Raw genomic sequence first — 26,515 nt, 5'->3', positions numbered from 1 at the left:
TCAGGGACATTGGCGGCGCGGGCAAAGTGAAATCTCTATTTTTTTTGATATTTGTCCATACTATTTTAAAGGTCAGAAAGAATTATTTATTTTGTATCAATCAGATAAGTCGGGTTTGTTGATATTTCACTGGTACGACTTCGGTGAAAAATTTACAATTCCCGACAATACCTAAGTTGAGGATAGTGCGTGGAAAGGTTTGATGCCATTGTAGTAGGTGCCGGAGCGGCAGGAATGTTTTGTGCCGCCATGGCTGGGCAGGCTGGGCGCCGCGTTTTGCTGTTAGATAACGGTAAAAAACCGGGGCGTAAAATCCTCATGTCCGGCGGCGGTCGCTGCAATTTTACTAACCTTTATGTCGAACCCGCGGCATATCTGAGTCAAAACCCGCATTTCTGCAAATCTGCACTGGCGCGCTATACCCAATGGGACTTTATCGACATGGTCGGCAAGCACGGTATTGCCTGGCATGAAAAGACCCTCGGGCAGCTTTTCTGCGATGACTCCGCCGATCAAATCGTGGCGATGCTGGTTGCCGAGTGCGAAAAGGGCAACGTGACCACGCGCCTGCGAAGTGAAATCCTGAGCGTCACCCGTAATGACGAGGGCTACACGCTTCAACTTAACGGTGATGAAGTGTCGGCCGATAAGCTGGTGATTGCCAGCGGCGGCCTGTCGATGCCGGGCCTTGGGGCAACGCCTTTCGGCTATAAGGTTGCCGAGCAGTTTGGCCTGAAGGTGCTGCCAACCCGCGCAGGTCTGGTGCCGTTTACGCTGCACAAGCCGATGCTCGAACCGCTGCAGGTGCTTTCCGGCGTGTCAGTGCCGTCGGTCATCACCGCGCAGGACGGCACGGTATTCCGCGAAAGTCTGCTTTTCACCCACCGTGGCCTCTCTGGCCCCGCAGTGTTGCAAATCTCAAGCTATTGGCAGGCGGGCGAGTTCGTGAGCATTAATTTACTGCCGGATATCGATCTGGCGGACTTCCTCGACGTCCAGCGCGCCGAACATCCGAATCAGAGCCTGAAAAACACGCTGGCGATGCAGTTACCGAAACGGTTGGTTGAATGCCTGCAACAGCTTGGGCAAATTCCTGACGTCACCCTTAAACAGCTGAACGTTCGCGAACAGCAAACGTTGGTCGATACCCTGACCGACTGGCGCGTACAGCCAAACGGCACCGAAGGCTATCGCACGGCGGAAGTGACGCTGGGCGGCGTTGACACCAACGAACTCTCTTCACGCACCATGGAAGCGAAGAAAGCGCCGGGGCTCTACTTTATCGGCGAAGTGATGGACGTGACCGGCTGGCTGGGCGGCTATAACTTCCAGTGGGCATGGTCCAGCGCCTGGGCGTGTGCGCAGGCGCTGGCGGAATAAGCGATTAATTCTGCTGGCTAAAGAGCCGCAGCAGCATCTCCACCTGTTCGTCGAGCGGGGCTAAATCCCGTTTGACGATCAGATGCAGCGGCGTGGCGCGCCGCACGCCGTGGCTGAGCGGCAGCGTTTTTAAAATCCCTTGCGCCAGTTCGTTCTGAATTCTCTCCTCCGGCAGCCAGCCGTATCCCACCTGATACATCACCGCGTCAATCGCCGCATCAATGGTTGAAAAGGTCCACGCGTCGCGCTCGGTCTGCCCGTCGCTGTTGTTATCGGCAATACGGATCAACGGCCAGGCGCGTAGCTGTTCATCGCTGAGTGGGCCTTCGCTCTGGAAGAGGGGATGGTCGCGATGGGCGACGGCGACAAAATCGATATTCATCAGCCATTCGCCGCGCCCGGTGATGTCCTGACGGCGAGTCAGCACCATCACGTCCGCTTCGGCCTGAACCACATCGTTGCCGCTGGCGTTCTCCAGCACTTCGGTTAAGCGCACCTGGGTTTGCGGATAGCGCTGCTGGAACTGACGCAAAATGGCGAACAGCCGCTCGCGCGGGAAAATACTGTCGACCACCAAATCCAGCCGGGTGCGCATGCCTTCACGCAGTGTGGCGGCGCGCGTCTCTACCCAGGCAAAGGCCTTGAGTAGCGGTTTGACCTGCGTGAGCAGCAGCTCACCGGCCGGGGTTAACACCGCACGGCGGCCTTCCGGGGCAAGTAGCGCCACGCCAAGTCTTTCCTGTAATAGCGCCAGGTTGTAGCTCACTGACGACTGGCTGCGGTGAGTCTCTTCAGCCGCTTTTGCAAAGCTGCCCAGCTCCACCACCTTCTCCAGCAGTGCCCATTGTTCCAGCGTCGTTTTATGCATAATTGATTTAAAAAGCAGATGAGTTTCATTGAAACATAGCGTTATTCATTTACTTTTTAAAGCAATAAGATCTCTGCATCGACACGAGGAGATTTAATCATGAGCAACTTTGATAAACACGATTTGAGCGGTTTCGTTGGCAAACATCTGGTCTATACCTATGACAACGGCTGGAACTACGAGATTTACGTTAAAAACGACAACACCCTTGATTATCGTATTCACAGCGGCATCGTGGCGAATCGTTGGGTGAAAGACCAGCAGGCGTACATTGTCCGCGTAGGTGAAAACATCTACAAAATTTCCTGGACTGAGCCTACCGGCACCGACGTGAGCCTGATTGCGAATCTGGGCGACAAACTGTTCCACGGCACCATCTTCTTCCCACGTTGGGTGATGAACAACCCGGAAAAAACCGTCTGCTTCCAGAATGATCACATTCCGCTGATGAATAGCTACCGTGATGCGGGCCCGGCGTACCCAACGGAAGTGATTGATGAATTCGCGACAATTACCTTCGTTCACGACTGTGGGGCCAATAACGACAGCGTAATTAACTGCGCCGCTAGCGAATTACCAAAAGATTTCCCTGCTAATTTGCGCTAGGTTTACCACCGATATACATATTATTTATTACACTAATATTCAACGAACATTAAAACGGTCATAAATAAAGACTTTGTTTAGAATACGTTGAATTATGTGAACCAAAGCCCAGTTGCAATGCAAACTGGGCTTTTTTTTACAAAAATTCAGTGAGAACAATGACCTTCATAAAGTATTGATTTTGTTTATTAATCATTTATTGTGCGAATGCGTATTTCTTTCTTAATCTTATCCTAAGATAACACTGATACTTTTACTGCAATTCAATGTTGTAGGTTTAATTATCACATCTATCTATTCCTGATTTTAACAACATCGCGATAGCACCGTTTTATTCACGAATCAGGCGTACACATTTGTGTTATAGGGTAAGGAACATTCATGAGTGATTTTCTGCCGTTTTCACGTCCCTCTATGGGCGAGGCGGAGTTCGCAGCGCTGAAAGAGGTGCTGCAATCCGGTTGGATCACCACCGGGCCAAAAAACCAGGCGCTGGAAGAGGCGTTTTGCGCCCTGACGGGCAACCGTTTTTCGATTGCCGTGAGCTCCGCGACCGGTGGTATGCACGTTACGCTGATGGCCCTCGGTATTGGTCCTGGCGATGAAGTCATCACCCCTTCGCAAACCTGGGTTTCTACCCTCAATATGATCGTGCTGCTGGGCGCTACGCCGGTGATGATCGATGTCGATCGTGACAATCTGATGATTACCCCTGAGGCGGTCGAAGCGGCGATTACCCCGCGTACTAAAGCCATTATTCCCGTGCATTATGCTGGCGCGCCTGCGGATATCGACGGGCTGCGCGCCGTGGCTGAACGCCACGGTATTCCGCTGATTGAAGATGCGGCGCATGCGGCGGGTACCTATTACAAAGGCCACCATGTTGGCTGGCAGGGAACGGCGATTTTCTCCTTCCACGCCATCAAGAACATGACCAGCGCCGAGGGCGGGCTGATTGTCACTGATGACGAACAGCTGGCAAACCGCATTCGCAGCCTCAAATTCCACGGTCTTGGCGTTGATGCCTACGATCGCCAGACCCATGGCCGCGCGCCGCAGGCGGAAGTGATTAGCCCCGGATTTAAGTACAACCTGGCCGATATCAACGCCGCGCTGGCGCTGGTTCAACTGGGCAAGCTGGGTCAGGCCAATCAGCGTCGTCACGATATCGCGCAGCGCTACGTGCAGGAACTGGCGGATACGCCTTTCCAGCCGTTGGCTGTGCCGAGCTGGCCGCACCTGCACGCCTGGCACCTGTTTATTATTCGCGTGGACGAACAGCGTTGCGGTATCAGCCGCGATGCGCTGATGGAACAGCTCAAGGCGCAGGGCATTGGCACCGGGCTGCACTTCCGTGCGGCGCATACGCAGAAATATTACCGCGAACGCTTCCCGGAACTCTCCCTGCCGAATACCGAATGGAACAGCGCGCGTATCTGTTCATTACCTCTTTTCCCGGATATGACCGATGACGACACCACCCGTGTCATTACGGCGCTCCACCAGTTAGCAGGCTGCTGATATGTTTGAGTACCCATTAGTTAAGAAAGTCTCCGTCGTGATCCCGGTTTACAACGAGCAGGATAGCCTGCCGGAGTTAATCCGCCGTACCGACGCGGCCTGCGCGACCCTGAATCGTGACTATGAAATTCTGCTGGTTGATGACGGCAGCAGCGACGACTCCGCACGCATGCTGGTTGAAGCGGCAGAAGCCCCGGAAAGCCACATCGTGGCGGTGCTGCTGAACCGTAACTACGGTCAACACTCGGCGATCATGGCGGGCTTTAGCCACGTTACCGGCGACCTGATCATTACTCTTGATGCTGACCTGCAAAACCCGCCGGAGGAGATCCCGCGGCTGGTCGAAAAAGCGGACGAAGGCTATGACGTGGTCGGCACCGTGCGCCAGAATCGTCAGGACAGCATCTTCCGTAAAACCGCCTCGAAGATGATTAACCGTCTGATCCAACGGACCACCGGTAAAGCGATGGGCGACTACGGCTGCATGCTGCGCGCCTATCGCCGCCACATCATCGACGCGATGCTCAACTGCCACGAACGCAGCACCTTTATCCCGATTCTGGCGAATACCTTTGCTCGCCGCGCCGTGGAGATCCCGGTGATGCACGCCGAGCGCGAGTTCGGTGACTCGAAATACAGCTTTATGCGCCTGATCAACCTGATGTACGACCTGGTGACCTGTTTAACCACCACGCCGCTGCGTCTTCTGAGCGTGGTCGGCAGCGTCATCGCCGTGCTCGGATTTGCCTTCTCCATTCTGTTAGTGGTGCTGCGCCTGGCGCTGGGCCCGGAATGGGCGGGGGACGGCGTGTTCATGCTGTTCGCCATTCTGTTCATGTTTATCGGGGCTCAGTTTATCGGCATGGGCCTGCTCGGGGAGTATATCGGCCGCATCTACAACGACGTGCGCGCCCGTCCTCGTTACTTTATTCAACGTGTTGTTCGCCAGGAAAATCTGGAATCTGAAGAGGAAAATCGTTAATGAAAGCTGTTGTATTTGCCTATCACGACATGGGTTGCACCGGTATTCAGGCACTGCTGGACGCCGGATACGACATTGAGGCGATCTTCACTCACCCGGATAACGCCGGTGAAAACAACTTCTTTGGCTCCGTTGCCCGTTTGGCAGCCGAGCAGGGCATTACCGTCTATGCGCCGGAAGATGTGAACCACCCGCTGTGGGTTGACCGTATTCGTGCGATGGCGCCGGACGTGATTTTCTCCTTCTACTATCGCAACCTGTTGAGCGACGAAATCCTCAATCTGGCACCAAAAGGCGCCTTCAACCTGCACGGCTCGCTGCTGCCTAAATACCGTGGCCGCGCGCCGCTGAACTGGGTGCTGGTCAACGGTGAGAAAGAGACCGGCGTGACCCTGCACCGCATGACCCACCGTGCTGATGCGGGCGACATTGTGGCGCAGCAGACCGTCGCTATTGCCGATTCTGACGTAGCGCTGTCGCTGCACCGTAAGCTGTGCGCGGCTTCCCAGACGCTGCTGGGCGACGCGCTGCCAAAAATTCGCAGCGGCCAGACGCAGGAACGTGCGCAGGACGAGACTCAGGCAACCTACGTGGGTCGTCGTACCCCGGATGACGGTCGTCTGACCTGGGAAAAACCGGCGCAGGAACTGCACAACCTGGTGCGTGCGGTGAGCGATCCGTGGCCGGGCGCGTTTGGCTATGTCGGCACCAATAAATTTATCGTCTGGAAATCCCGCGTGCGTACCGATATGGCCGCCGCGATGCCGGGTACCGTGCTGTCCGTGGCTCCGCTGGTGGTTGCCTGCGGTGAAGGCGCGCTGGAAATCGTTACCGGTCAGAGCGCTAACGGCGTTTACATGCAGGGCACTCAGCTGGCGCCAGCAATGGGCCTGGTAGCCGGTGCGCTGCTCTCCAGCCGTCCGTTTGTGGCGGTGAAGCGTCGTACCCGCGTGCTGATTCTGGGCGTGAACGGCTTTATCGGTAACCACCTGACTGAGCGCCTGCTTGAGGACGACAACTACGAGATTTACGGCCTGGATATTGGCTCTGACGCCATCAGCCGCTTCCTCGACTGCCCGCGTTTCCACTTTGTGGAAGGCGACATCAGCATCCACTCCGAGTGGATCGAATACCACATTAAGAAATGCGACGTGGTGCTGCCGCTGGTGGCGATTGCGACCCCTATCGAATACACCCGTAACCCGCTGCGCGTGTTCGAGCTGGACTTCGAAGAGAACCTGAAGATTATTCGTGACTGCGTGAAGTACAACAAGCGCATCATCTTCCCGTCGACTTCCGAAGTGTACGGCATGTGCACCGACGCAAACTTCGACGAAGACACCTCCAACCTGGTGGTGGGGCCAATCAGCAAACAGCGCTGGATCTACTCGGTTTCCAAACAGCTGCTGGACCGCGTGATTTGGGCCTACGGCGACAAAACCGGCCTCAAATTTACCCTGTTCCGTCCGTTTAACTGGATGGGCCCACGTCTGGACAACCTGAACGCCGCGCGTATCGGCAGCTCGCGCGCGATCACCCAGCTGATTCTTAACCTGGTGGAAGGGTCGCCGATCAAACTGATCGAAGGCGGCAAGCAGAAACGCTGCTTCACCGATATCAGCGACGGTATCGAAGCGCTGTTCCGCATTATCGAAAACAAAGATGGCCGCTGCGATGGGCAGATCATCAACATCGGTAACCCGGACAACGAAGCGAGCATCAAAGAGCTGGCGGAAATGCTGCTCGACTGCTTCGAACGTCACCCGCTGCGCGACCGCTTCCCGCCGTTTGCTGGCTTCCGTGAAGTGGAAAGCAGCGACTACTATGGTAAAGGCTATCAGGATGTAGAACACCGTAAGCCGAGCATCCGTAACGCCAAACGTTGCCTTGACTGGCATCCGACGGTAGAAATGCAGCAGACCGTTGAAGAGACGCTGGACTTCTTCCTGCGCACGGTTGAACTGACGGATGAAAAATCATCATGAAAAAAGTAGGTTTGCGCGTTGATGTGGACACCTTTCGCGGTACTCGCGAGGGCGTACCACGGCTGATGGCGGTGCTCAAAAAGCACCGCGTACAGGCCAGTTTTTTCTTCAGCGTCGGGCCGGATAACATGGGGCGCCACCTGTGGCGCCTGGTAAAACCGAAGTTCTTGTGGAAGATGCTGCGCTCGCGCGCGGCATCGCTGTATGGCTGGGATATTCTCCTCGCCGGCACGGCCTGGCCTGGACGACGTATCGGTGCGGCGAACGCGGAGATTATCCGTAGCGTTGCGCAGGTGCATGAAGTCGGGCTACATGCCTGGGATCATCACCGCTGGCAGCAGTGGAGCGGCGTATGGAAAGAGCAGCAGCTGGTGGAAGAGATTGGGCGCGGCTTGCGTGAGCTGGAGTCTATTCTCGGCCGTCCGGTCTCCTGCTCTGCGGTGGCGGGCTGGCGCGCGGATCAGCGCGTGGTGAAGGCCAAAGAGTCGTTTGATTTTCACTACAACAGCGACTGTCGTGGCACGCAGCCGTTTCTTCCACAGCTGGCTAATGGGGAGACGGCTACCGTGCAGATCCCCGTTACCTTGCCAACCTGGGATGAAGCCGTCGGCACCGTGGTCAGCGCTGAAGGCTATAACCGCTGGCTGCTGGAGCAGATCCGCAAAGATACCGGTACGCCGGTTTATACCATTCATGCAGAGGTTGAAGGCGGTGTGTGCGCCGAACAGTTCGATTATCTGCTGACCCTGGCGGCGCAACAGGAAATTCTGTTTTGCCCGCTGAGCCAGCTTCTTCCGGATGACTTCCGTCAGCTCCCGGTTGGAAAGGTGGTACGGGGAGAATTGGCTGGCCGTGAAGGCTGGCTTGGTTGCCAACAACTCTTGAGCCCCGATGTATGAAATCCCTTCGCTACGGTATTTCGTTAGTTGCATTGTTCGTTCTTTACTACCTTCTGCCCCTCAACTTCCGGTTGCTGTGGCAGCCGGATGAAACCCGCTACGCCGAGATCAGCCGTGAAATGCTGGCCACCGGCGATTGGGTTGTGCCGCATTTCCTCGGCCTGCGTTATTTTGAAAAGCCGATTGCGGGCTACTGGATCAACAGCATTGGTCAGTGGCTGTTTGGGCATAACAACTTTGGCGTGCGCTTTGGCTCGGTGTTCTCTATCACCGTGTCTGCGCTGCTGGTGGCCTGGCTTGCCTGGCGTATCTGGCGCGACAAGAAAGTGGCGATATTCTCCGGCGTTATCTTCCTGACGGCTTTCCTGGTCTACGGTATCGGCACCTATGCGGTACTCGACCCGATGATCACCCTGTGGATGACGCTGGCGATGTTCAGCTTCTGGCTGGCGGCGTCGGCGAAAACCACCGGTGAACGCTTCTGGGGCTACGTGCTGCTTGGTATCGCCTGCGGCATGGGGGTGATGACCAAAGGGTTCCTGGCGCTAGCGGTGCCGGTTATCGGCGTGCTGCCGTGGGTTATCGCCCAGAAACGCTGGCGGGAAGTCCTTATCTGGGGCTGGCTGTCGGTGCTGGTGTGCGTGCTTACCGTGCTGCCGTGGGGGCTGGCGATTGCGCAGCGTGAAGGCGATTTCTGGCGCTACTTCTTCTGGGTCGAACATATTCAGCGTTTTGCGCAGAGCGATGCTCAGCATAAAGCGCCGTTCTGGTACTATCTGCCGTTCCTGATTGCCGGGAGTCTGCCGTGGCTGGCGCTGCTGCCGGGCGCGTTGAAGCTTGGCTGGCGCGATCGTCAAGGGCAGGGCAGCGCATTCTATCTGCTGGGTTGGATAGTGATGCCGTTCCTGTTTTTCAGCATCGCAAAAGGCAAGCTGCCGACCTATATTCTGCCGTGCTTTGGGCCGCTGGCGATGCTGATGGCGCGCTATGCGGTGGATGCGGCAAAAGTGGGCGCGAAAGCGCTGCGGATTAACGGCATCATCAACATCGCCTTCGGCGTGGTTGGTTTGGTGGCGGTGGTTGTCGTGTCGCCGTGGGGGCCGATGAAGCACCCGGTGTGGATGCAGATTGAGCTGTATAAGTGCGTGCTGGCGGCGGTGGCGTTCTTTGTCTGGGCGCTGATGGGCTGGTTGTCTATCAAGTCGACTACGCCGCGCTGGACGCTGGCGGCGCTCTGCCCGATGGGGTTAGCGCTGCTGGTGGGCTTTGCGATTCCTGACCGCGTGACCGACAGTAAACAGCCGCAGTTCCTGGTGGATATTGTGAGCGAGTCGCTGACGCCGAGCCGCTACGTGCTGAGCAATAACGTCGGTATCGCCGCAGGGCTTGCCTGGGAACTGAACCGCAGCGACGTCATCCTGTATTCACAGACGGGCGAGCTGAAATACGGTCTTTCCTATCCGGATGCTAAAGGGCGCTTTATCTCCAGCGAAGATTTCCCGCAGTGGCTGGAAGCGCATCGTCAGGAGGGGCCAATCTCTCTGGTACTGCAGCTGCAGCGCAATACCAGAGTGGTGGATTTGCCGTTGCCAAAACCGGATGAGGTGTATGTGATGGGTCGTACCGCGTTTATTCAGTACCGTCCGCAATGATCACCTGGGCCTGCCTGCTGCTCGCCAGCTTTTTGAGCTGTGTCGGGCAGCTATGCCAGAAACAGGCTACGCGCCCGGCACCCGCCGGGCAGCGTGGGCGCCATCTGCTGACCTGGCTTGGGCTCGCGCTGGCGATGCTTGGGCTGGGGATGCTGTTGTGGCTGCTGGTGTTGCAGCAAATCCCGGTTAGCGTGGCCTACCCGATGCTGAGCCTGAACTTTGTCTGGGTGACGCTGGCGGCGCGCACTATCTGGCATGAGCCGGTCAGTCGTCGTCACTGGGCGGGCGTAGGGCTGATTATTGTCGGCATTATGTTGCTAGGGAGCAGCGCCTGATGGGGCTTATCTGGGCATTAATGAGCGTTGGGCTGGTAAGCGCCGCCCAGCTGACGCTGCGGGTGGCGATGACCACGCTGCCACCGGCGGAGCAGCCGCTGGCGTTCCTGTTGCACCTGCTGCATTTCGGCGACGGCACGCTGGCGCTTTTCCTCGGCCTGTGCGGCTACGTCGCGTCGATGGCCTGCTGGTTCTTCGCCCTTAAGCGCCTGCCGTTGGCAAAAGCCTATGCGCTGCTTAGCCTGAGCTATATGGTGGTGTGGTGCGCCGCCATCTGGCTGCCGGGCTGGCACGAACCCTTCTCCTGGCGTGGTCTGCTGGGCGTAGTAGTCATTATCTCGGGCGTTATCACCATCTTCTGGCCAAATAAACCTCCCCATACCCCGTAGGCCGGATAAGGCAACGCCGCCATCCGGCAATCTGCGCCGTTCCGCCTGATGGCGCTTCGCTTATCAGGCCTACAATCTGTAGCCCGGCCAAGCGCAGCGCCGCCGGGAATAGCGCCGAGCCGCCTCCGGGCTACAAAATGTGCAATAATGCCTTTTTTGTCGCATCTATAAGGGATTATCTATGCCAGCAGCTGACGCCGAGGAATCGCTTAGCGGCCTGCGCCTCAACCTGCGTATTGTCTCCATCGTTATCTTTAACTTCGCCAGTTACCTCACCATTGGCCTGCCATTGGCGGTGCTGCCCGGCTATGTCCACGACGTGATGGGGTTCAGCGCCTTCTGGGCGGGGCTGGTGATAAGCCTGCAATACTTCGCCACCCTGCTTAGTCGCCCGCACGCCGGGCGCTATGCCGACCTGCTGGGGCCAAAACGGATTGTGGTGATGGGGCTGTGCGGCTGCTTTCTTAGCGGGTTGAGCTATCTGCTGGCGGCAACGGGCAGCGACTGGCCGCTGCTCAGTCTGGTGCTGTTGTGCCTGGGACGCGTGATCCTCGGCATCGGCCAAAGCTTTGCCGGTACCGGATCTACGCTCTGGGGCGTGGGCGTCGTGGGTTCGCCGCATATTGGCCGGGTCATCTCATGGAACGGGATTGTCACTTACGGCGCGATGGCGATGGGTGCGCCGCTCGGTGTGGTGTGTTACCGCTACGTTGGGCTGGAGGGGCTGGCATTGGCGATTATGGCCGTGGCCGCCGTCGCCATTCTGTGCGCGCTGCCGCGTGCGGAAGTGAAAGCCAAAAAGGGCAAGCCGATGTCTTTTCGCGCGGTGCTAGGGCGCGTCTGGCCTTACGGAATGGCGCTGGCACTGGCCTCCGCGGGCTTTGGGGTGATCGCCACCTTCATTACCCTGTTTTATGACGCGAAAGGCTGGGACGGCGCGGCGTTCGCGCTCACGCTGTTTAGCTGCGCATTCGTAGGGACGCGTCTGCTATTCCCGAACGGTATCAACCGCCTGGGTGGGCTGAACGTGGCGATGATCTGCTTCTCGGTGGAGATTGTCGGCCTGCTGCTGGTGGGTGTGGCTGATACGCCGACGATGGCGAAAATCGGCACCTTCTTCGCAGGGGCGGGGTTCTCGCTGGTGTTCCCGGCGCTGGGCGTGGTGGCGGTGAAAGCCGTGCCGCAGCAGAATCAGGGCTCTGCGCTGGCAACCTATACCGTGTTTATGGATCTATCGCTGGGTATTACCGGGCCGCTGGCAGGATTGATGATGGCGTGGATGGGCATTTCGACGATTTACATTGCCGCCGCGGGGCTGGTGGCGGTAGCGCTGCTGCTGGGGTGGCGGCTAAAAAAACGGCCTCTGGCGTAAGCACGCGAGAGGCCGTTTATCGGTCAGCCAAACTTAGTTGATGACCAGCGTATTGATGATTTTCTCAGCGTCAGACTGCGCCTGCTGCTGGTTGTCCGCTGGCAGCGTGATCTGCATGGTCAGCAGCTTGCCATCGATTTTACCCAGTACGACGGAAGAGTACGCGGTCTGCCCTTTAGCAGAGATGATGCTGTCGAGCTGCTGCAGCGTGTGGCCCTTCACGTCGATAGATTTATTGGTCACCACCTGCAGCTGCGGGTCGCGGCTGCGCTGCTGATCTTCAAGACGTTTTGCCAACACCGCTAAATCTTCGGTGGTGTCGTCGCCAACGATGACGATGACCGCTTTCATGCCGGTGGCGTCAGAGTAGACGTGCATGTTGTTGCTCTGGGTGCCCAGCTTACCGCTCTGGTCGGTCATCCCGGCCGGCAGCGTAAAGTTCAGCTTACCGTCTAACAGATTGATTGCCTGACCTGCGGCATCGCTTGCGGCTGCAGAACCTTGTGCAGGGGTGCTGGTGTCGCTGTTGTCACAGGCCGCAAGGCCCATTACCAGCAGGCCAATACCAGCATATTTCACCAATTTGCGCATTGACATCTTCCTTTCGATAAATAGCCATAACGGCTCATCTGCGTATCTTATCACAACCCGTGTAATGAACCCTTAACCAGGCTGCATTGCTGACAAATCAGATTTATCTGCCAGCCTTTTCAATAGCATATTCAGCAGCACGCCGTACATCGGCAGGAAGAAAACAATGCTGATCAGCACTTTAAAGCAGTAGTCCACGAGGGCAATTTCTACCCAGTGCGTCGCCATAAACGGGTCGGTGCTGCGCCAGAAGGCGATAAAGAAGAATGCCAGGGTATCGCTGATGTTGCCGAACAGCGTGGAGGCCGTCGGTGCAAGCCACCAGTGGCGGCTTTGACGCAGGCGGTTGAACACGTGCACGTCAAGGATCTGCCCCAGGGCATAGGCCATAAAGCTGGCGGCGGCGATACGGGCCACGAACAGGTTAAAGTGCGCCAGCGCACCGAAGCCCTGCCATTCGCCCATATAGAACAGCGACGAAATCACGTAGGAGATCATCAGCGCCGGGGCCATCACCGCGAAAACGATACGGCGAGCCAGCGGTGCGCCAAAGATCCGCACGGTCAGGTCGGTTGCGAGGAAAATAAACGGAAAGCTAAACGCGCCCCAGGTGGTGTGGAAGCCGAAAATAGAGACCGGCAGCTGCACCAGATAGTTACTGGAGGTGATCACCAGCAGGTGAAATAGCGATAGCCAAACCAGCGCATGACGGCGCTGTAAGGAGGTAAAGGGAGTCATATTGTACCTTTTTAGTGGTTGGGGTGAGGGAACCCAATAAGTCTGCAAACCCATTGCAGGGGCGGAATGATACTGCTTTCCTGTTTCATTGCAATGGTTGTTTTTCGCGCAATCGTTAACCTGGTTGCGTTGAGGCTGGGTCAGCGTAAACTAAGCGCGTTTTTTCTGACGATGAGATGCTCATGACCGATTTGTTTTCCAGCCCCGACCACACCTTAGACGCGCAAGGGCTGCGCTGCCCGGAACCGGTAATGATGGTGCGTAAAACCGTGCGGACGATGCCGGTGGGGGAAACGCTGCTGATTATTGCCGACGATCCCGCCACCACGCGTGATATCCCTGGCTTTTGCCGCTTTATGGAACATGAGCTGATTGCTCAGCAGACCGAGTCAGTGCCGTATCAGTATTTGCTGCGTAAGAGCCATTAATCGACACCACACCCTGTAGCCCGGCCAAGCGCAGCTCCGCCGGGAATGCACCGAACCAACCCGGGGTCGGCGTAAACGCCTCGCCCGGGCTATATGTCCCGTAGCCCGGCCAAGCGTAGCGCCGCCGGGAGTGCACCGAGCCAACCTGGGGTCGGCGTACACGCCTCGCCCGGACTACATGTCCCGTAGCCCGGCCAAGCGCAGCGCCGCCGGGGAAAGGCACCGAACCAACCCCATTACGCGCTAAACTTCCCGCGAAGTAACCGCAGCGCGTTCAGCGTCACCAGCACCGTCGCACCGGTATCTGCCAGCACCGCCAACCACAATCCGGTCATGCCGAGCAGCGTGGTGATAAGGAAAATCCCTTTCAGCCCCAGCGCAATGGCGATGTTTTGTCGAACGTTAGCGTGGGTGGCGCGAGCCAGGCGAATCATCTGCACCAGCCCGGTCAGGCGGTTATGCGTCAGCGCCGCATCGGCGGTTTCCAGCGCCACGTCGGTACCGCTGCCCATCGCGATGCCCATCGCCGCCGCTTTCATCGCCGGAGCGTCGTTGATCCCATCACCCACCATCGCCAGCGGCCCCTGAGCGTTCAGCGCCGTCACTTCACTGACCTTATCGGCAGGCAGCAGGTTCGCGCGATAGGCCATCCCTAACTCATCGGCAATGGCGGCGGCGGCACGTGGGTTATCCCCGGTCAGAATGATGCCCTGAATGCCTAATTCACGCAGGCCATCGACCGCCTGACGCGCCTCCTGGCGCACGGTGTCTCGCAGCGCGACAATTCCCAGCAGGGTATCGTCTCGAGTGACGAGCACCACGGTGTTGCCCTGGCTTTCCAGCCGTTGGATCTCAGCCTGATGATCCGGCGTCGGGAACTTGCCCGCCGCGCAGATAACAATGCGCAGCCCATCGACGTTGGCTTCAATACCGGAACCGACGAGCGTACGCTGCTCAACAGCCTGTGGAATGGTCAGCTCACGCTGCTGCGCCTCGCGCACCACGGCCTGCGCCAGCGGGTGGGTAGAACCCTGTTCCACCGCAGCAGCCAGCGCTAGCAGATTTTCTTCGCTCAGTTCGGCGGTTGGGATAATCGTTGTCACCTGCGGTTTGCCGAGCGTCAGGGTGCCGGTTTTATCAAAGGCTATCTGGGTGATGCGACCCAACTGCTCCAGCGCCGCACCGCCTTTAATCAGCGCGCCGTGACGCGCAGCGGTGGCAAGGCCTGAGGTAATGGCTGCTGGAGTCGAGATAACCAGCGCACACGGGCAGCCAATCAGCAGCAGCGTCAGCCCTTTGTAGATCCACTCCTCCCATGAAGCGGCAAACAGCAGCGGCGGCACCAGCGTCACCAGCAGCGCGACGGCCATAATCGCCGGGGTATAGATGCGGCTGAAACGGTCGATAAAGCGCTCGATAGGCGCGCGACGTTCCTCGGCCTCTTCAATCAGACGCAGAATACGGTCGATGGCGCTGTCGCCAGGTTTTGAAATAACGCTCAGCTGTACCAGGCGGTCGGCGCTGGTGGCCCCTGCCGGGACGCTCTCGCCCGCGCTGCGTTCCACCGGAATGGACTCGCCGGTTAACGCGCTCTCATCAAAGCTGGCGAACGGGGTGATGAGCTTCCCGTCGGCAGGCAAGCGCCCACCGGCGACCACTTCAATGACGTCGCCCGGCTGGAGATCCTTCTGCGCCACGGTTTCACGCTGGCCGTCACGCACGCGCACGGCGGTGTCTGGCTTCAGCGCCATCAGCGCGCTCACGCCCTGGCGCGCGCGGTTTGCGGCCCAGCCTTCCAGCCTTTCACCGATTAAGAACAGCAGCAGCACCATCGCCGCTTCCGCCGTCGCACCGATAAACAGCGCACCGATGGCCGCGACGCTCATTAGTGTTTCAATGGCGAACCAACTGCCGCTTTTCATCAGGCGCAGCGCCTGGCGAGCGATAGGGTAAAGGCCGACCAGCGTGGTGGCGATAAACGCCAGGTTACCCAGCGGATGGTTGAACTGCTCCAGCCCCCAGCTAATGGCCATCATCACGGCAAGCGCGATAAGTGGCAGGTTCTCCCGCCAGCGCGGGGTGTTCTCTTCCGCCTTTGGTTCGCTGTCGCTACGCAGCGAATAGCCTGCGGCGCTCACCGCTTTCTCCACCTGAGCGCGGATGTCGTCATCGGCATCAACCAGCAGCTTTTCGGTGGCGAACAGCACTTTAACCTGCTTCACGCCAGCGACCTGGCTTACCGCCGTTTCGACTTTACGGGCGCAGGCGGCGCAGTCCATGCCGTTGACGACCCAGCTGTAACGGGCGTCCAGCGTTGGCTCTACCATAGGTTCAGCCGTTGCGCATTGGCTTTCGCAGGAGCAGTCGTCCTGCGACTGTGGCGCAGGCGCGAGCTTAAAGGATGAAAATTGGGGGGCTTTATTGTGACGAGTCTCTGGAGTCGACATCGTATCCTCCGATTAATGATCGTTGCTTCATTAAGCGCAGCATACACTCTGGAGTCGACTCCAGAGTCAAGCAGGAAATTACAGGTAAAGCGCGCGAACGATAAAGAAGTGCCCGGCAAAGTAGCAGGCGGCGTAAATCGCCGTATCCGCGCGGAAGCGGCAGCGATATTTACTCACCAGCCAGATAATGTTACCCAGCAGTAGTAAACCTGCGCCGAAGAAGCCGGAGAGCGCGGTATCCGTTGGGCGCATAAACCACAGTTCGCCCGCGACCCAGACCATCATCAGCGTCATCGCGATAAAGGCCAGCACCGGCAGACGCATCTCTTCAAGCCGCGTCCAGATAACCGCCAGCCAGATTACGCCAATTACCAGCAGCACCACCGGCAGCGGCCAGAAGAAGGTGAAGGTCAGCTGTCCAGCAAACCAGATGGTATACAGCAGATGTGACAGGAAAAACGCGCCGACGGCATACAGCATGCGCTGGCGCGGCAGCAGCGTGAGGGCATCGCCGACCAACGAGGCGCACAGGCCCGCTAGTACCAGGTAGCTGATGGCGTTAAACATCGGCGCCTGCCAGGCGAGAAACAGGAGCAAAATTAAGGTGATAGGTTTGAACGCCCAGCGCTGCCAGGCGGGCCCACGGTAGGCGGCATCCACGTAGAGCCAGCCTGAGAAGAATACTGCGATAAACGACCAAAGCATAATAAGTCCCTGTATCTGTTATCTTAATGGGTACTGTACTGCCAGTCTTGAATGTCCAGTGTAGTAGCCGCAGCCGCCAGATGACAATGGCAGACTGCGCCGTTTACTATGATTTGCGTAAATTCTTAAGAGAACCTGAAATGAGCAAGATGCCGCTTTTCTTCATCGTCGTTGTCGCCATTATCGTCGTGGCCGCGTCGTTCCGCTTCGTCCAGCAGCGTCGGGAAAAAATGGATAACGATGCCGCCCCGCTGATGCAAAAGCGGGTGGTGGTGACGAACAAGCGCGAAAAGGTGCTGAACGATCGCCGTTCGCGTCAGCAGACGGTGGCGCCAGCCGGTAGCGACATGCGTTATGACGTCAGCTTTAAGCCGGAACAGGGCGGGCTGGAGGTGAGTTTCCGCGTCGAGGCCGAGCAGTATCATCAGCTGACGGTGGGGGACAAGGGGACGCTGAGTTATAAAGGCTCGCGCTTTGTCGACTTTAAGGCTGAACCGTAAAATAGGGCCTGGCGGTGAGCCAGGCCGGGAAATCTTTACTTCTTCTTCAAGCTCGCGCCAATTTTTTTCTGCCACACCAGCAGTTCAAACACGCCGAACAGGAAGATTCGCACTTTCTCGCCGCGACTCATCTGCGGGCCATCTTTCGGCATTGTCGACTGCAGCAGCGCCATCTGCATCCCGTGCATCAGCACCATAAAGATCAGCGCGACGTTAACGAAGATATTCAGCGGGCGGGGGAACGGGTGAACCAGGTTCAGCAACAGAAACGCCCATACGCACAGCATCAGCGCGCGTCCAAGATTAATCAGCATCACTTTCTCCCTGCACTTCACGATGATAGAGACGATAGGCAACCTGACCGGCGATTTTTTCCCGATACAGATCCCAGCTTACAGGCACTGGCGGCAGGCCGTTTTCGACTTCGCTTTCGACGTAGATCTGTGCGTTATCGGCCAGCCAACCGTTGGTTTCCAGTAAGTTTAATGTCTCTTCCAGTAGTCCTTTACGGAATGGCGGATCGACAAAAATAATATCATGCGGCGTGCCGCTCTGAGCGAGGAATGCGAGAGTGTTCGTATTCACCACTTTGCCCTGCGCGGCGTTCAGCGTGGCGAGGTTCTTTTGCAGCTGTTGGGCTACCGAACGCTCCATCTCCAGCAGCGTTGCGCTGGCGGCATAGCGGGAGAGCGCTTCCAGCCCTAACGCCCCGCTTCCGGCGAAGCAGTCCAGGCAGCGGGCATCTACCATTGAGGGTGCCAGCCAGTTGAATAGGGTCTCACGCACGCGATCGGTGGTGGGCCTGAGGCCTGGGCTATCAGGAACGGGGAGTTTACGGCCGCGCCACTGCCCGCCAATAATGCGGATCTGGCCCATGCCGCCGGAAGTTGGTTTTTTCATTTGCTTGCTCTGGTCGCTCTTTCGGCCTGCTATTCTAGCTTCCTGCCCTGCCGGGTGAAAGCGGTGAAGCCAGGGAAGTTAAGTGGTAGACTAACCGACTAATTTCATCATTATTTTAGCCTTCGCGTCGATTATGGCGAAGTGGCGCCATCAAAAACAGCGGGGAGAGTGGTTGCAAATGGCAAAAGAAAAAAAACGTGGCTTTTTTTCCTGGCTGGGCTTTGGGCAGAAAGAACAGGAACAGGTAGTTGAATCAGAAGAGAAAATTGAAGAGCAGCCGGTAGCGGAAATGCCGTCTGTTGAGCCTGAAAAGGTAGTCGAAGAAGCGCTGGCACCTGCTGAAGAAACCGCTGAACCACATACCCTCGCGGAAAGCGAAGCGTTTGCCGAGGAAGTGGTTGAAGTTACTGAACAGGTTGCTGAACGCGAAATCACACAGACCGAAGCGGTTGAAGAAATTCAGCCAGAAGTCGTCGAAGCCGTTGAACCGGTTGCCGAAGCACAGCCAGAAGTGGTTGAAGCCGTTGAGCCGGTTATTGAAGCACAGCCAGAAGTGGTTGAAGCCGTTGAACCGGTTGTTGAAGCACAGCCAGAAGCGGTTGAAACCGTTGAGCCGGTAGCTGAAGTACAGCCGGAAGTGGTTGAAGTCGCTGAGCCGGTAGCTGAAATACAGCCGGAAGTGGTTGAAGAGAGTGAACCAGAGGCCGTTGACGAGCTAACCGACGAAGAACTGGAAGCGCAGGCGCTTGCCGTCGAGTCGGAAAACGAAGCGGTGGAAGAAGAAGCGGCCGTTGAAGAATCGGCGGACGACGCGCAGCAGGAGCAGGAAAAACCAACCAAAGAAGGTTTCTTTGCGCGCCTGAAACGTAGCCTGTTAAAAACCAAAGAAAACCTCGGTTCCGGATTTATCAGTCTATTCCGCGGCAAGAAAATCGACGACGATCTGTTTGAAGAGCTGGAAGAGCAGCTGCTGATTGCCGACGTTGGCGTGGAAACCACCCGTAAGATCATCAATAGCCTGACCGAAACCGCCAGCCGTAAACAGCTGCGCGATGCTGAAGCGCTGTACGGTTTGTTGAAAGATGAAATGGGTGAAATCCTCGCAAAAGTGGATGAACCGCTTAATATTGAAGGCAAAATACCGTTCGTTATTTTGATGGTCGGCGTGAACGGCGTGGGTAAAACCACTACCATCGGCAAGCTGGCGCGTCAGTTTGAGCAGCAGGGCAAAACGGTGATGCTGGCGGCGGGCGATACCTTCCGTGCCGCGGCGGTTGAGCAGCTGCAGGTCTGGGGCCAGCGCAACAATATTCCGGTTATCGCGCAGCACACCGGCGCGGATTCCGCCTCGGTCATTTTCGATGCCATCCAGGCGGCGAAAGCGCGTAACGTTGATGTACTGATTGCTGATACCGCAGGGCGCTTGCAGAATAAATCGCACCTGATGGAGGAGCTGAAGAAAATTGTTCGCGTGATGAAAAAGCTCGACGTCGACGCGCCGCATGAAGTCATGCTGACCATCGACGCCAGCACCGGGCAGAACGCCATCAGCCAGGCCAAACTGTTCCACGAGGCCGTTGGTCTGACCGGCATCACGTTGACTAAACTCGACGGTACCGCCAAGGGTGGGGTGATATTCTCCGTGGCGGATCAGTTCGGCATTCCGATTCGCTATATCGGCGTCGGTGAACGTATTGAGGACTTACGTCCGTTTAAAGCGGGCGATTTTATTGAGGCACTTTTTGCCCGAGAGGATTAATCATGATTCGCTTTGAACACGTCAGCAAAGCCTATCTCGGCGGGAGACAAGCGCTGCAGGGAGTCACATTCCATATGCAGCCAGGCGAGATGGCATTTCTGACCGGTCACTCCGGCGCGGGTAAAAGTACCCTGCTGAAGCTTATCTGTGGGATCGAGCGGCCGAGTGCAGGGAAAATTTACTTCGGCGGGCATGACATCAGCCGCCTGAAGAGTCGTGAGGTGCCGTTCTTACGTCGCCAGATCGGCATGATTTTCCAGGATCACCATCTGCTGATGGACAGAACCGTGTTTGATAACGTGGCGATCCCGCTGATCATCGCGGGTGCCAGCGCCGACGATATTCGTCGTCGCGTCTCGGCGGCGTTGGACAAAGTCGGCCTGCTTGATAAAGCGAGAAACTTCCCGATCCAGCTCTCTGGCGGTGAACAGCAGCGCGTGGGCATTGCCCGTGCGGTGGTGAATAAGCCTGCGGTACTGCTGGCAGATGAACCGACGGGTAACCTGGACAACGCGCTGTCGGAAGGCATTTTGCGACTGTTCGAAGAGTTTAACCGCGTTGGGGTAACGGTGCTGATGGCGACGCACGACATTGGGCTTATCTCCAGCCGTTCTTACCGCATGCTGACGCTGAGCGACGGTCATTTGCATGGAGGCCTGACAGGTGAATAAGCGCGACGCTATCAACCAAATCCGCCAGTTCGGCGGGCGACTCGACCGCTTGCGTAAATCGGTCTCCTCATCAGGTGACGGCGGGCGCAATGCGCCGAAGCGCAACAAACCGGCACCAAAACCGAACTCGCGTAAAACCAACGTGTTCAACGAGCAAGTGCGCTATGCCTGGCAGGGCGCGCTGCAGGATCTGAAAAGCAAACCGCTGGCGACCTTCCTGACGGTGATGGTGATAGCCATCTCCCTGACGCTGCCAAGCGTCTGTTACATGGTCTATAAGAACGTCAACACGGCGGCTTCTCAGTACTACCCATCTCCGCAGATCACCGTCTATCTGGAGAAAACGCTGGATGATGATGCGGCGGCGAAAGTGGTGGGGCAACTGCAGGCCGAGCAGGGCGTGGACAAGGTGAACTACCTCTCCCGCGACGAAGCGCTGGGTGAATTCCGCAACTGGTCTGGCTTTGGCGGCGCGCTGGATATGCTGGAAGAGAACCCGCTGCCTGCGGTGGCGGTCGTTATCCCGAAAATCGACTTCCAGACCACCGATGCGCTGAACACGCTGCGTGACCGCGTGGCGCAGATTCAGGGCGTCAACGAAGTGCGCATGGATGACAGCTGGTTTGCTCGTCTGGCTTCCATTACCGGGCTGGTGGGCCGCGTGTCGGCGATGATCGGCGTGCTGATGGTGGCGGCGGTGTTCCTCGTCATCGGTAACAGCGTGCGTCTGAGCATCTTTGCGCGCCGCGACACTATCAACGTGCAGAAGCTGATTGGGGCAACGGACGGGTTTATCCTGCGCCCGTTCCTTTACGGCGGTGCGCTGCTGGGCTTCTCCGGCGCATTCCTGTCGCTGATTCTGTCGGAAATTTTGGTGATGCGACTGTCGTCGGCGGTCACCGAAGTGGCGCGTGTCTTCGGTACCCAGTTTGAGCTGAGCGGCCTGTCGTTTGACGAGTGTCTGCTGTTGCTGCTGGTGAGCTCGATGATCGGTTGGGTGGCAGCCTGGCTTGCCACGGTACAACATTTACGCCACTTTACTCCCGATTAAAAAAGTTCTGTTATACTCTTCCCCTGCGACGACTTCCGTCCGCAGGGGATGCGTTTTAAACCCCATCTTTCTGCCCTCGCGGCCTATCGCGTGTCACATTTTGTGCGTAATTTATTCACACTGTTGCATTGAACTTGTGGATAAACTCACTGTCTGATAAAAGAGCGGATGATATTCTCGTTGCTCATAGAGCCTGGCATGTTTGTTGCCTTCGGGGACAAGCCGCCGCCAGTATGAAGTGAATTGAGAGGATTTGAATGACCAAAGAAATGCAAAATTTAGCGTTAGCCCCTGTTGGTAACCTGGAATCTTATATCCGGGCTGCGAACGCATGGCCGATGTTGACGGCTGATGAAGAAAAGGCGCTTGCTGAACGGCTGCATTACCAGGGCGATCTGGAAGCAGCTAAAACGCTGATCCTGTCTCACCTGCGCTTTGTTGTTCATATTGCTCGTAATTACTCGGGCTATGGCCTGCCGCAGGCGGACTTGATTCAGGAAGGCAATATCGGCCTGATGAAAGCCGTACGTCGTTTTAACCCAGAAGTGGGCGTACGTCTGGTCTCCTTTGCGGTGCATTGGATCAAAGCGGAAATTCACGAATACGTACTGCGTAACTGGCGTATCGTTAAAGTCGCGACCACCAAAGCGCAGCGTAAGCTGTTCTTCAACCTGCGTAAAACCAAGCAGCGTCTGGGCTGGTTCAATCAGGATGAAGTGGAAATGGTTGCCCGTGAACTGGGCGTTTCCAGCAAAGACGTTCGCGAGATGGAATCCCGTATGGCGGCGCAGGACATGGCGTTTGATATGTCCTCAGACGACGAGTCTGAAAGCCACTCGGTTGCTCCGGTGCTCTATCTGCAGGATAAATCGTCCAACTTTGCCGACGGCATCGAAGACGATAACTGGGAAGAGCAGGCAGCGAATAAGCTGACCGACGCAATGCAGGGCCTGGACGAACGTAGCCAGGACATCATTCGCGCCCGCTGGCTGGACGAAGACAACAAGTCCACGCTGCAGGAACTGGCCGACCGTTACGGCGTATCCGCCGAACGTGTACGTCAGCTTGAAAAGAACGCGATGAAAAAACTGCGTGCGGCTATCGAAGCCTGATAACGTCAGTTAACGCGTGACCCCGATAACCCCTGGATGCCCATCCGGGGGTTTTGTTTTTCTGTCCTCCGCCATCACCGCTACTGGGCTGTGGTGCGTATGGTAACGCAATCCGCTTCTTGTACCCCGGGCACTTGAGTACTTCCCGGCGGCGCTGCACCCAACACCCAAGCCACTCCGATGAGTGGCTTTTTTTTGTCATTTTTGCGTTACAAATCCGTCAAATTTAACGTTTCAATTCCACAAAAATGGGGTATGTTTTAGCAGAGTATGCTGAAAAAGCACAGGCGGCATCCCTTAATATTAATATCTTATACTTAGTCTACGGCTGATATAAGAATAATGTGCTAAATAACAACATCACAACAAATGCAACAACCATAACAATGGGGAACCTCAGGATGAAAATGAAGGGTAAAGCGTTACTGGCAGGATGTATTGCGCTGGCATTCAGCAATATGGCATTAGCAGAAAATATTAAAGTTGCTGTTGTTGGCGCGATGTCCGGCCCGGTTGCGCAGTACGGTGACCAGGAGTTCAGCGGTGCGACTCAGGCGGTTGCCGACATTAACGCCAAGGGCGGTATCAAGGGCAATAAGCTGGAAATCGTAAAATATGATGACGCCTGTGACCCGAAACAAGCGGTTGCGGTAGCGAACAAAGTGGTGAATGACGGGATCAAATACGTTATCGGTCACCTCTGCTCCTCCTCTACACAGCCTGCGTCTGATATCTATGAAGATGAAGGTATTCTGATGATCACCCCGGCGGCAACGGCTCCTGAGCTGACCGCGCGTGGTTATAAGCTGATTCTGCGTACCACCGGTCTGGACTCTGACCAGGGCCCAACCGCGGCAAAATATATCCTCGAGAAAGTGAAGCCACAGCGCATCGCGGTGGTTCACGATAAGCAGCAGTACGGTGAAGGTCTGGCCCGTGCGGTGCAGGATGGCCTGAAGAAAGGTGGCGCGAACGTGGTCTTCTTCGACGGTATCACCGCCGGTGAGAAAGACTTCTCCACCCTGGTGGCGCGTCTGAAGAAAGAGAACATCGACTTCGTCTACTTCGGCGGCTATCACCCGGAAATGGGGCAGATCCTGCGTCAGGCGCGTGCTGCTGGCCTGAAAACTCAGTTCATGGGGCCGGAAGGCGTGGCGAACGTGTCACTGTCTAACATCGCGGGTGATTCTGCGGAAGGCCTGCTGGTGACTAAGCCTAAGAACTACGACCAGGTTCCGGCGAACAAACCAATCGTAGATGCGATCAAAGCGAAGAAAGAAGATCCAAGCGGTGCGTTCGTGTGGACTACCTACGCGGCGCTGCAGTCTCTGCAGGCAGGTCTGAACCACTCTGACGATCCGGCTGAGATCGCGAAATACCTGAAAGCCAATACCGTGGATACCGTTATGGGTCCGCTGTCGTGGGATGAGAAAGGTGACCTGAAGGGCTTCGAATTCGGCATCTTTAACTGGCACGCTAACGGTACGGCGACCGACGCGAAGTAAGAGATTATTGCGCGACGGAGCCGCATAAAATGTAGGCCGGATAAGGCGTATGCCGCCATCCGGCAATGTGTGCAGCGCTGCCTGATGGCGCTGCGCTTATCAGGCCTACACGAGATGTAGCCCGGCCGACGCCGGGTTCGGCACTATCCTCGAACCCAGCCCTCAGCATGCACCGTAAAGCCCATCGCTTTGGCAAATGCGGCCGTTTCCAGGCTCTCTTCCGCGCCGGCTTTGCTCAGCGTCCAGCGGCTGACCTGCGGGTTATCGTGCATCACCTCTTCGACCAGATACTGCCCCACGCCGCGGCGGCGGGTGACTTCGCGTACGCACAGATCGTTAAGCGTCCCCTGGCTACCGTTGAGTGTCACCTTTACCGCTGCCAGCAGGCGTTCGTTAAAACGGGCGGCATACAGGCGATGGTTCTCATCAAGGTGCTGTTCGTTGGGGGTCTGAGCGGGCCAGATCTTACCGAGGCAGATGCGGTCCTGATCGCTAAAGGTGTCTAAACGAATGATGGTCAGCTTCATGGGCAGTTTGCTCAAATCTCGAAAATGGTGGCCAGTGTACTCAATTTATTCTGCCGGACGCTTTCTCTTTTTTGGCTTGTTCAGTAGGGGATTAATTTTTCGATATCCATGCAGACAGTTTGAAACATCATGGATCGAAAAATAGTCAGAACTTTAACCTAAAAACCAGCGTTTTATTCGGCTTAATGTATCGTTATTTTATGCTGTTATATGGGCTTTTTTTTGTTTATCTATGGCGAAAATCAGAATATTATCTTTTCTTAATAGACTGAAAAATAGAGAATTTAGTCTGTTTTTAGCCAAAAAGCTGCGCTAACTCATTAAAGATAATGGCAAAAGTAGCGTTGTATATTAAAAGTACAGAATGCTTTTTAACCACCACACAACAAAATATATGCACGCCACGACGTGTAAATACGACATCACGAATGGGGATCCCGAAGTATGAAAAGGAATACAAAAACAGTAATCGCAGGGATGATCGCGCTGGCTATGTCTCACGCGGCGATGGCAGATGATATTAAGGTAGCGGTTGTCGGTGCGATGTCCGGCCCGGTTGCCCAGTGGGGCGATATGGAATTCAACGGCGCGCGCCAGGCCATTAAAGACATCAATGCCAAAGGCGGCATTAAAGGTGACAAGCTGGTCGGCGTTGAGTACGACGATGCCTGTGACCCGAAACAAGCGGTGGCGGTCGCGAACAAAATCGTTAACGACGGCATCAAATACGTGATTGGCCACCTCTGCTCCTCCTCCACGCAGCCTGCGTCTGACATCTATGAAGACGAAGGCATTCTGATGATCTCTCCGGGCGCAACCAACCCTGAGCTGACTCAGCGTGGCTATCACTACATCATGCGTACCGCCGGTCTGGACTCCTCACAGGGCCCAACTGCGGCGAACTACATCCTGAATAAAGTGAAGCCACAGCGCATCGCTATCATTCACGACAAGCAGCAGTACGGCGAAGGCCTGGCGCGTTCCGTGCAGGACGGGCTGAAAGCGGGCAAAGCCAATATCGTCTTCTTCGACGGAATTACCGCCGGTGAAAAAGATTTCTCCGCGCTGATTGCTCGCCTGCAAAAAGAGAACATCGACTTCGTTTACTACGGTGGCTACTACCCGGAAATGGGTCAGATGCTGCGCCAGGCACGCGCGGTTGGCCTGAAAACGCAGTTTATGGGGCCTGAAGGCGTGGGTAATGCTTCACTGTCGAACATTGCGGGTAACGCAGCGGAAGGCATGCTGGTGACCATGCCAAAACGCTATGACCAGGATCCGGCAAACAGCGCTATCGTCGATGCCCTGAAAGCGCAGAAGAAAGATCCAACCGGTCCGTACGTCTGGATCACCTACGCTGCCGTGCAGTCACTGGCGACCGCCATGGAGCGTACCGGTAGCGATGACCCGCAGGCGCTGATTAAAGACTTAAAAGCAAACGGTGCGAAAACCGTGATTGGGCCGCTGAGCTGGGATGACAAAGGCGATCTTAAAGGATTTGAATTTGGGGTCTTCCAGTGGCATGCCGACGGCTCATCCACCGTGGCGAAGTAACCTTCATTATTCCCCTGGCGGGCGTAGACCCGCAGGGG

Annotated in this window: 26 protein-coding genes; 18 read left to right on the top strand and 8 right to left on the bottom strand. The window is 56.5% G+C overall.

Going from position 1 to position 26,515, the window contains the following annotated elements:
* The first annotated feature begins 189 nt into the window (after window positions 1–189).
* On the top strand, window positions 190–1,380 hold the full coding sequence (locus ACLGE8_RS04925) for an NAD(P)/FAD-dependent oxidoreductase (protein ID WP_410996883.1): 1,191 nt from the start codon (window positions 190–192) through the stop codon (window positions 1,378–1,380).
* Window positions 1,381–1,384: 4 nt separating this feature from the next.
* Here the strand turns inward: ACLGE8_RS04925 and ACLGE8_RS04920 are convergent, their stop codons facing one another.
* A complete protein-coding gene (locus tag ACLGE8_RS04920) occupies window positions 1,385–2,248 on the bottom strand; it encodes a LysR family transcriptional regulator (protein ID WP_410996881.1) in 864 nt (287 codons plus the stop codon).
* 99 nt (window positions 2,249–2,347) lie between these two features.
* On the opposite strand from ACLGE8_RS04920, the gene ACLGE8_RS04915 reads away from it, so the two are divergent.
* The 9 genes from ACLGE8_RS04915 (at window position 2,348) to ACLGE8_RS04875 (ending at window position 11,989) form a co-directional block, all read left to right on the top strand.
* Window positions 2,348–2,854: a phenolic acid decarboxylase gene (locus tag ACLGE8_RS04915; RefSeq protein WP_410996879.1), complete on the top strand. Its 507-nt coding sequence runs from the start codon at window positions 2,348–2,350 to the stop codon at window positions 2,852–2,854.
* Window positions 2,855–3,235: 381 nt separating this feature from the next.
* Window positions 3,236–4,375 carry a UDP-4-amino-4-deoxy-L-arabinose aminotransferase gene (gene arnB / locus ACLGE8_RS04910; RefSeq protein WP_410996877.1) on the top strand — a complete coding sequence of 380 codons (1,140 nt, stop codon included), beginning with the start codon at window positions 3,236–3,238 and terminating at the stop codon, window positions 4,373–4,375.
* A gap of 1 nt (window position 4,376) precedes the next feature.
* Entirely contained in the window at window positions 4,377–5,357 is a 981-nt protein-coding gene (arnC, locus tag ACLGE8_RS04905) for an undecaprenyl-phosphate 4-deoxy-4-formamido-L-arabinose transferase (protein WP_185667379.1), read from the top strand.
* Window positions 5,357–7,342, top strand: a complete 1,986-nt coding sequence (arnA, locus tag ACLGE8_RS04900) for a bifunctional UDP-4-amino-4-deoxy-L-arabinose formyltransferase/UDP-glucuronic acid oxidase ArnA (RefSeq protein ID WP_410996874.1) — start codon at window positions 5,357–5,359, stop codon at window positions 7,340–7,342. The genes arnC and arnA overlap by 1 nt, the downstream gene beginning before the upstream one ends.
* A complete protein-coding gene (gene arnD / locus ACLGE8_RS04895) occupies window positions 7,339–8,241 on the top strand; it encodes a 4-deoxy-4-formamido-L-arabinose-phosphoundecaprenol deformylase (RefSeq protein ID WP_333495531.1) in 903 nt (300 codons plus the stop codon). The genes arnA and arnD overlap by 4 nt, the downstream gene beginning before the upstream one ends.
* On the top strand, window positions 8,238–9,893 hold the full coding sequence (gene arnT, locus ACLGE8_RS04890) for a lipid IV(A) 4-amino-4-deoxy-L-arabinosyltransferase (protein WP_410996872.1): 1,656 nt from the start codon (window positions 8,238–8,240) through the stop codon (window positions 9,891–9,893). Before arnD ends, arnT begins: the two co-directional genes overlap by 4 nt.
* The gene (gene arnE, locus ACLGE8_RS04885; protein WP_410996870.1) at window positions 9,890–10,228 is read left to right on the top strand and encodes a 4-amino-4-deoxy-L-arabinose-phosphoundecaprenol flippase subunit ArnE; all 339 of its coding nucleotides are present in this window, start codon (window positions 9,890–9,892) and stop codon (window positions 10,226–10,228) included. The genes arnT and arnE overlap by 4 nt, the downstream gene beginning before the upstream one ends.
* A complete protein-coding gene (gene arnF, locus ACLGE8_RS04880) occupies window positions 10,228–10,617 on the top strand; it encodes a 4-amino-4-deoxy-L-arabinose-phosphoundecaprenol flippase subunit ArnF (RefSeq protein WP_410996868.1) in 390 nt (129 codons plus the stop codon). The genes arnE and arnF overlap by 1 nt, the downstream gene beginning before the upstream one ends.
* A gap of 181 nt (window positions 10,618–10,798) precedes the next feature.
* The gene (locus ACLGE8_RS04875; protein WP_410996866.1) at window positions 10,799–11,989 is read left to right on the top strand and encodes an MFS transporter; all 1,191 of its coding nucleotides are present in this window, start codon (window positions 10,799–10,801) and stop codon (window positions 11,987–11,989) included.
* 33 nt (window positions 11,990–12,022) lie between these two features.
* On the opposite strand, the gene ACLGE8_RS04870 is transcribed toward ACLGE8_RS04875, so the two are convergent.
* Window positions 12,023–12,580: a DcrB family lipoprotein gene (locus ACLGE8_RS04870; RefSeq protein WP_185667372.1), complete on the bottom strand. Its 558-nt coding sequence runs from the start codon at window positions 12,578–12,580 to the stop codon at window positions 12,023–12,025.
* Window positions 12,581–12,652: 72 nt separating this feature from the next.
* Window positions 12,653–13,318, bottom strand: a complete 666-nt coding sequence (locus ACLGE8_RS04865; protein WP_123650899.1) for a 7-cyano-7-deazaguanine/7-aminomethyl-7-deazaguanine transporter — start codon at window positions 13,316–13,318, stop codon at window positions 12,653–12,655.
* Window positions 13,319–13,500: 182 nt separating this feature from the next.
* Between ACLGE8_RS04865 and tusA the strand changes: the two genes are divergently transcribed.
* Entirely contained in the window at window positions 13,501–13,746 is a 246-nt protein-coding gene (tusA, locus tag ACLGE8_RS04860; RefSeq protein ID WP_333495536.1) for a sulfurtransferase TusA, read from the top strand.
* A gap of 236 nt (window positions 13,747–13,982) precedes the next feature.
* Here the strand turns inward: tusA and zntA are convergent, their stop codons facing one another.
* Window positions 13,983–16,193 (bottom strand): Zn(II)/Cd(II)/Pb(II) translocating P-type ATPase ZntA, encoded by a 2,211-nt coding sequence (zntA, locus tag ACLGE8_RS04855; RefSeq protein ID WP_410996863.1) that lies wholly within the window; start codon window positions 16,191–16,193, stop codon window positions 13,983–13,985.
* Between the two features lie 78 nt (window positions 16,194–16,271).
* Entirely contained in the window at window positions 16,272–16,898 is a 627-nt protein-coding gene (locus tag ACLGE8_RS04850) for a lysoplasmalogenase (RefSeq protein WP_410996861.1), read from the bottom strand.
* A 140-nt stretch (window positions 16,899–17,038) separates the two neighbouring features.
* On the opposite strand from ACLGE8_RS04850, the gene ACLGE8_RS04845 reads away from it, so the two are divergent.
* Complete coding sequence (locus tag ACLGE8_RS04845; protein WP_410996859.1) at window positions 17,039–17,398, top strand: DUF2500 domain-containing protein; 360 nt, start codon at window positions 17,039–17,041, stop codon at window positions 17,396–17,398.
* A gap of 35 nt (window positions 17,399–17,433) precedes the next feature.
* On the opposite strand, the gene ACLGE8_RS04840 is transcribed toward ACLGE8_RS04845, so the two are convergent.
* On the bottom strand, window positions 17,434–17,712 hold the full coding sequence (locus ACLGE8_RS04840; RefSeq protein ID WP_410996857.1) for a DUF1145 family protein: 279 nt from the start codon (window positions 17,710–17,712) through the stop codon (window positions 17,434–17,436).
* Entirely contained in the window at window positions 17,702–18,298 is a 597-nt protein-coding gene (rsmD, locus tag ACLGE8_RS04835; RefSeq protein ID WP_410996855.1) for a 16S rRNA (guanine(966)-N(2))-methyltransferase, read from the bottom strand. The genes ACLGE8_RS04840 and rsmD overlap by 11 nt, the downstream gene beginning before the upstream one ends.
* A gap of 178 nt (window positions 18,299–18,476) precedes the next feature.
* Between rsmD and ftsY the strand changes: the two genes are divergently transcribed.
* The 5 genes from ftsY (at window position 18,477) to livJ (ending at window position 24,396) form a co-directional block, all read left to right on the top strand.
* Window positions 18,477–20,057 carry a signal recognition particle-docking protein FtsY gene (gene ftsY, locus ACLGE8_RS04830; protein WP_410996853.1) on the top strand — a complete coding sequence of 527 codons (1,581 nt, stop codon included), beginning with the start codon at window positions 18,477–18,479 and terminating at the stop codon, window positions 20,055–20,057.
* Window positions 20,058–20,059: 2 nt separating this feature from the next.
* A complete protein-coding gene (gene ftsE, locus ACLGE8_RS04825; RefSeq protein WP_410996851.1) occupies window positions 20,060–20,728 on the top strand; it encodes a cell division ATP-binding protein FtsE in 669 nt (222 codons plus the stop codon).
* On the top strand, window positions 20,721–21,779 hold the full coding sequence (gene ftsX, locus ACLGE8_RS04820; protein WP_410996849.1) for a permease-like cell division protein FtsX: 1,059 nt from the start codon (window positions 20,721–20,723) through the stop codon (window positions 21,777–21,779). Before ftsE ends, ftsX begins: the two co-directional genes overlap by 8 nt.
* A gap of 257 nt (window positions 21,780–22,036) precedes the next feature.
* Entirely contained in the window at window positions 22,037–22,891 is an 855-nt protein-coding gene (gene rpoH / locus ACLGE8_RS04815; protein ID WP_064541362.1) for an RNA polymerase sigma factor RpoH, read from the top strand.
* Between the two features lie 401 nt (window positions 22,892–23,292).
* Window positions 23,293–24,396, top strand: a complete 1,104-nt coding sequence (livJ, locus tag ACLGE8_RS04810; protein WP_185667360.1) for a branched chain amino acid ABC transporter substrate-binding protein LivJ — start codon at window positions 23,293–23,295, stop codon at window positions 24,394–24,396.
* Between the two features lie 143 nt (window positions 24,397–24,539).
* Here the strand turns inward: livJ and panM are convergent, their stop codons facing one another.
* On the bottom strand, window positions 24,540–24,923 hold the full coding sequence (panM, locus tag ACLGE8_RS04805; RefSeq protein ID WP_410996847.1) for an aspartate 1-decarboxylase autocleavage activator PanM: 384 nt from the start codon (window positions 24,921–24,923) through the stop codon (window positions 24,540–24,542).
* A 444-nt stretch (window positions 24,924–25,367) separates the two neighbouring features.
* Here panM and livK point away from each other — a divergent pair, with 444 nt between their 5' ends.
* Complete coding sequence (gene livK / locus ACLGE8_RS04800) at window positions 25,368–26,477, top strand: high-affinity branched-chain amino acid ABC transporter substrate-binding protein LivK (protein ID WP_410996845.1); 1,110 nt, start codon at window positions 25,368–25,370, stop codon at window positions 26,475–26,477.
* Window positions 26,478–26,515: the final 38 nt, after the last annotated feature.

Source organism: Kluyvera sp. 142486 (genome assembly GCF_046569695.1).
GTDB lineage: Bacteria > Pseudomonadota > Gammaproteobacteria > Enterobacterales > Enterobacteriaceae > Kluyvera.
The sequence above is the reverse complement of the archived record's forward strand: the minus strand, read 5'-3'. Positions and strand labels throughout refer to the sequence as shown.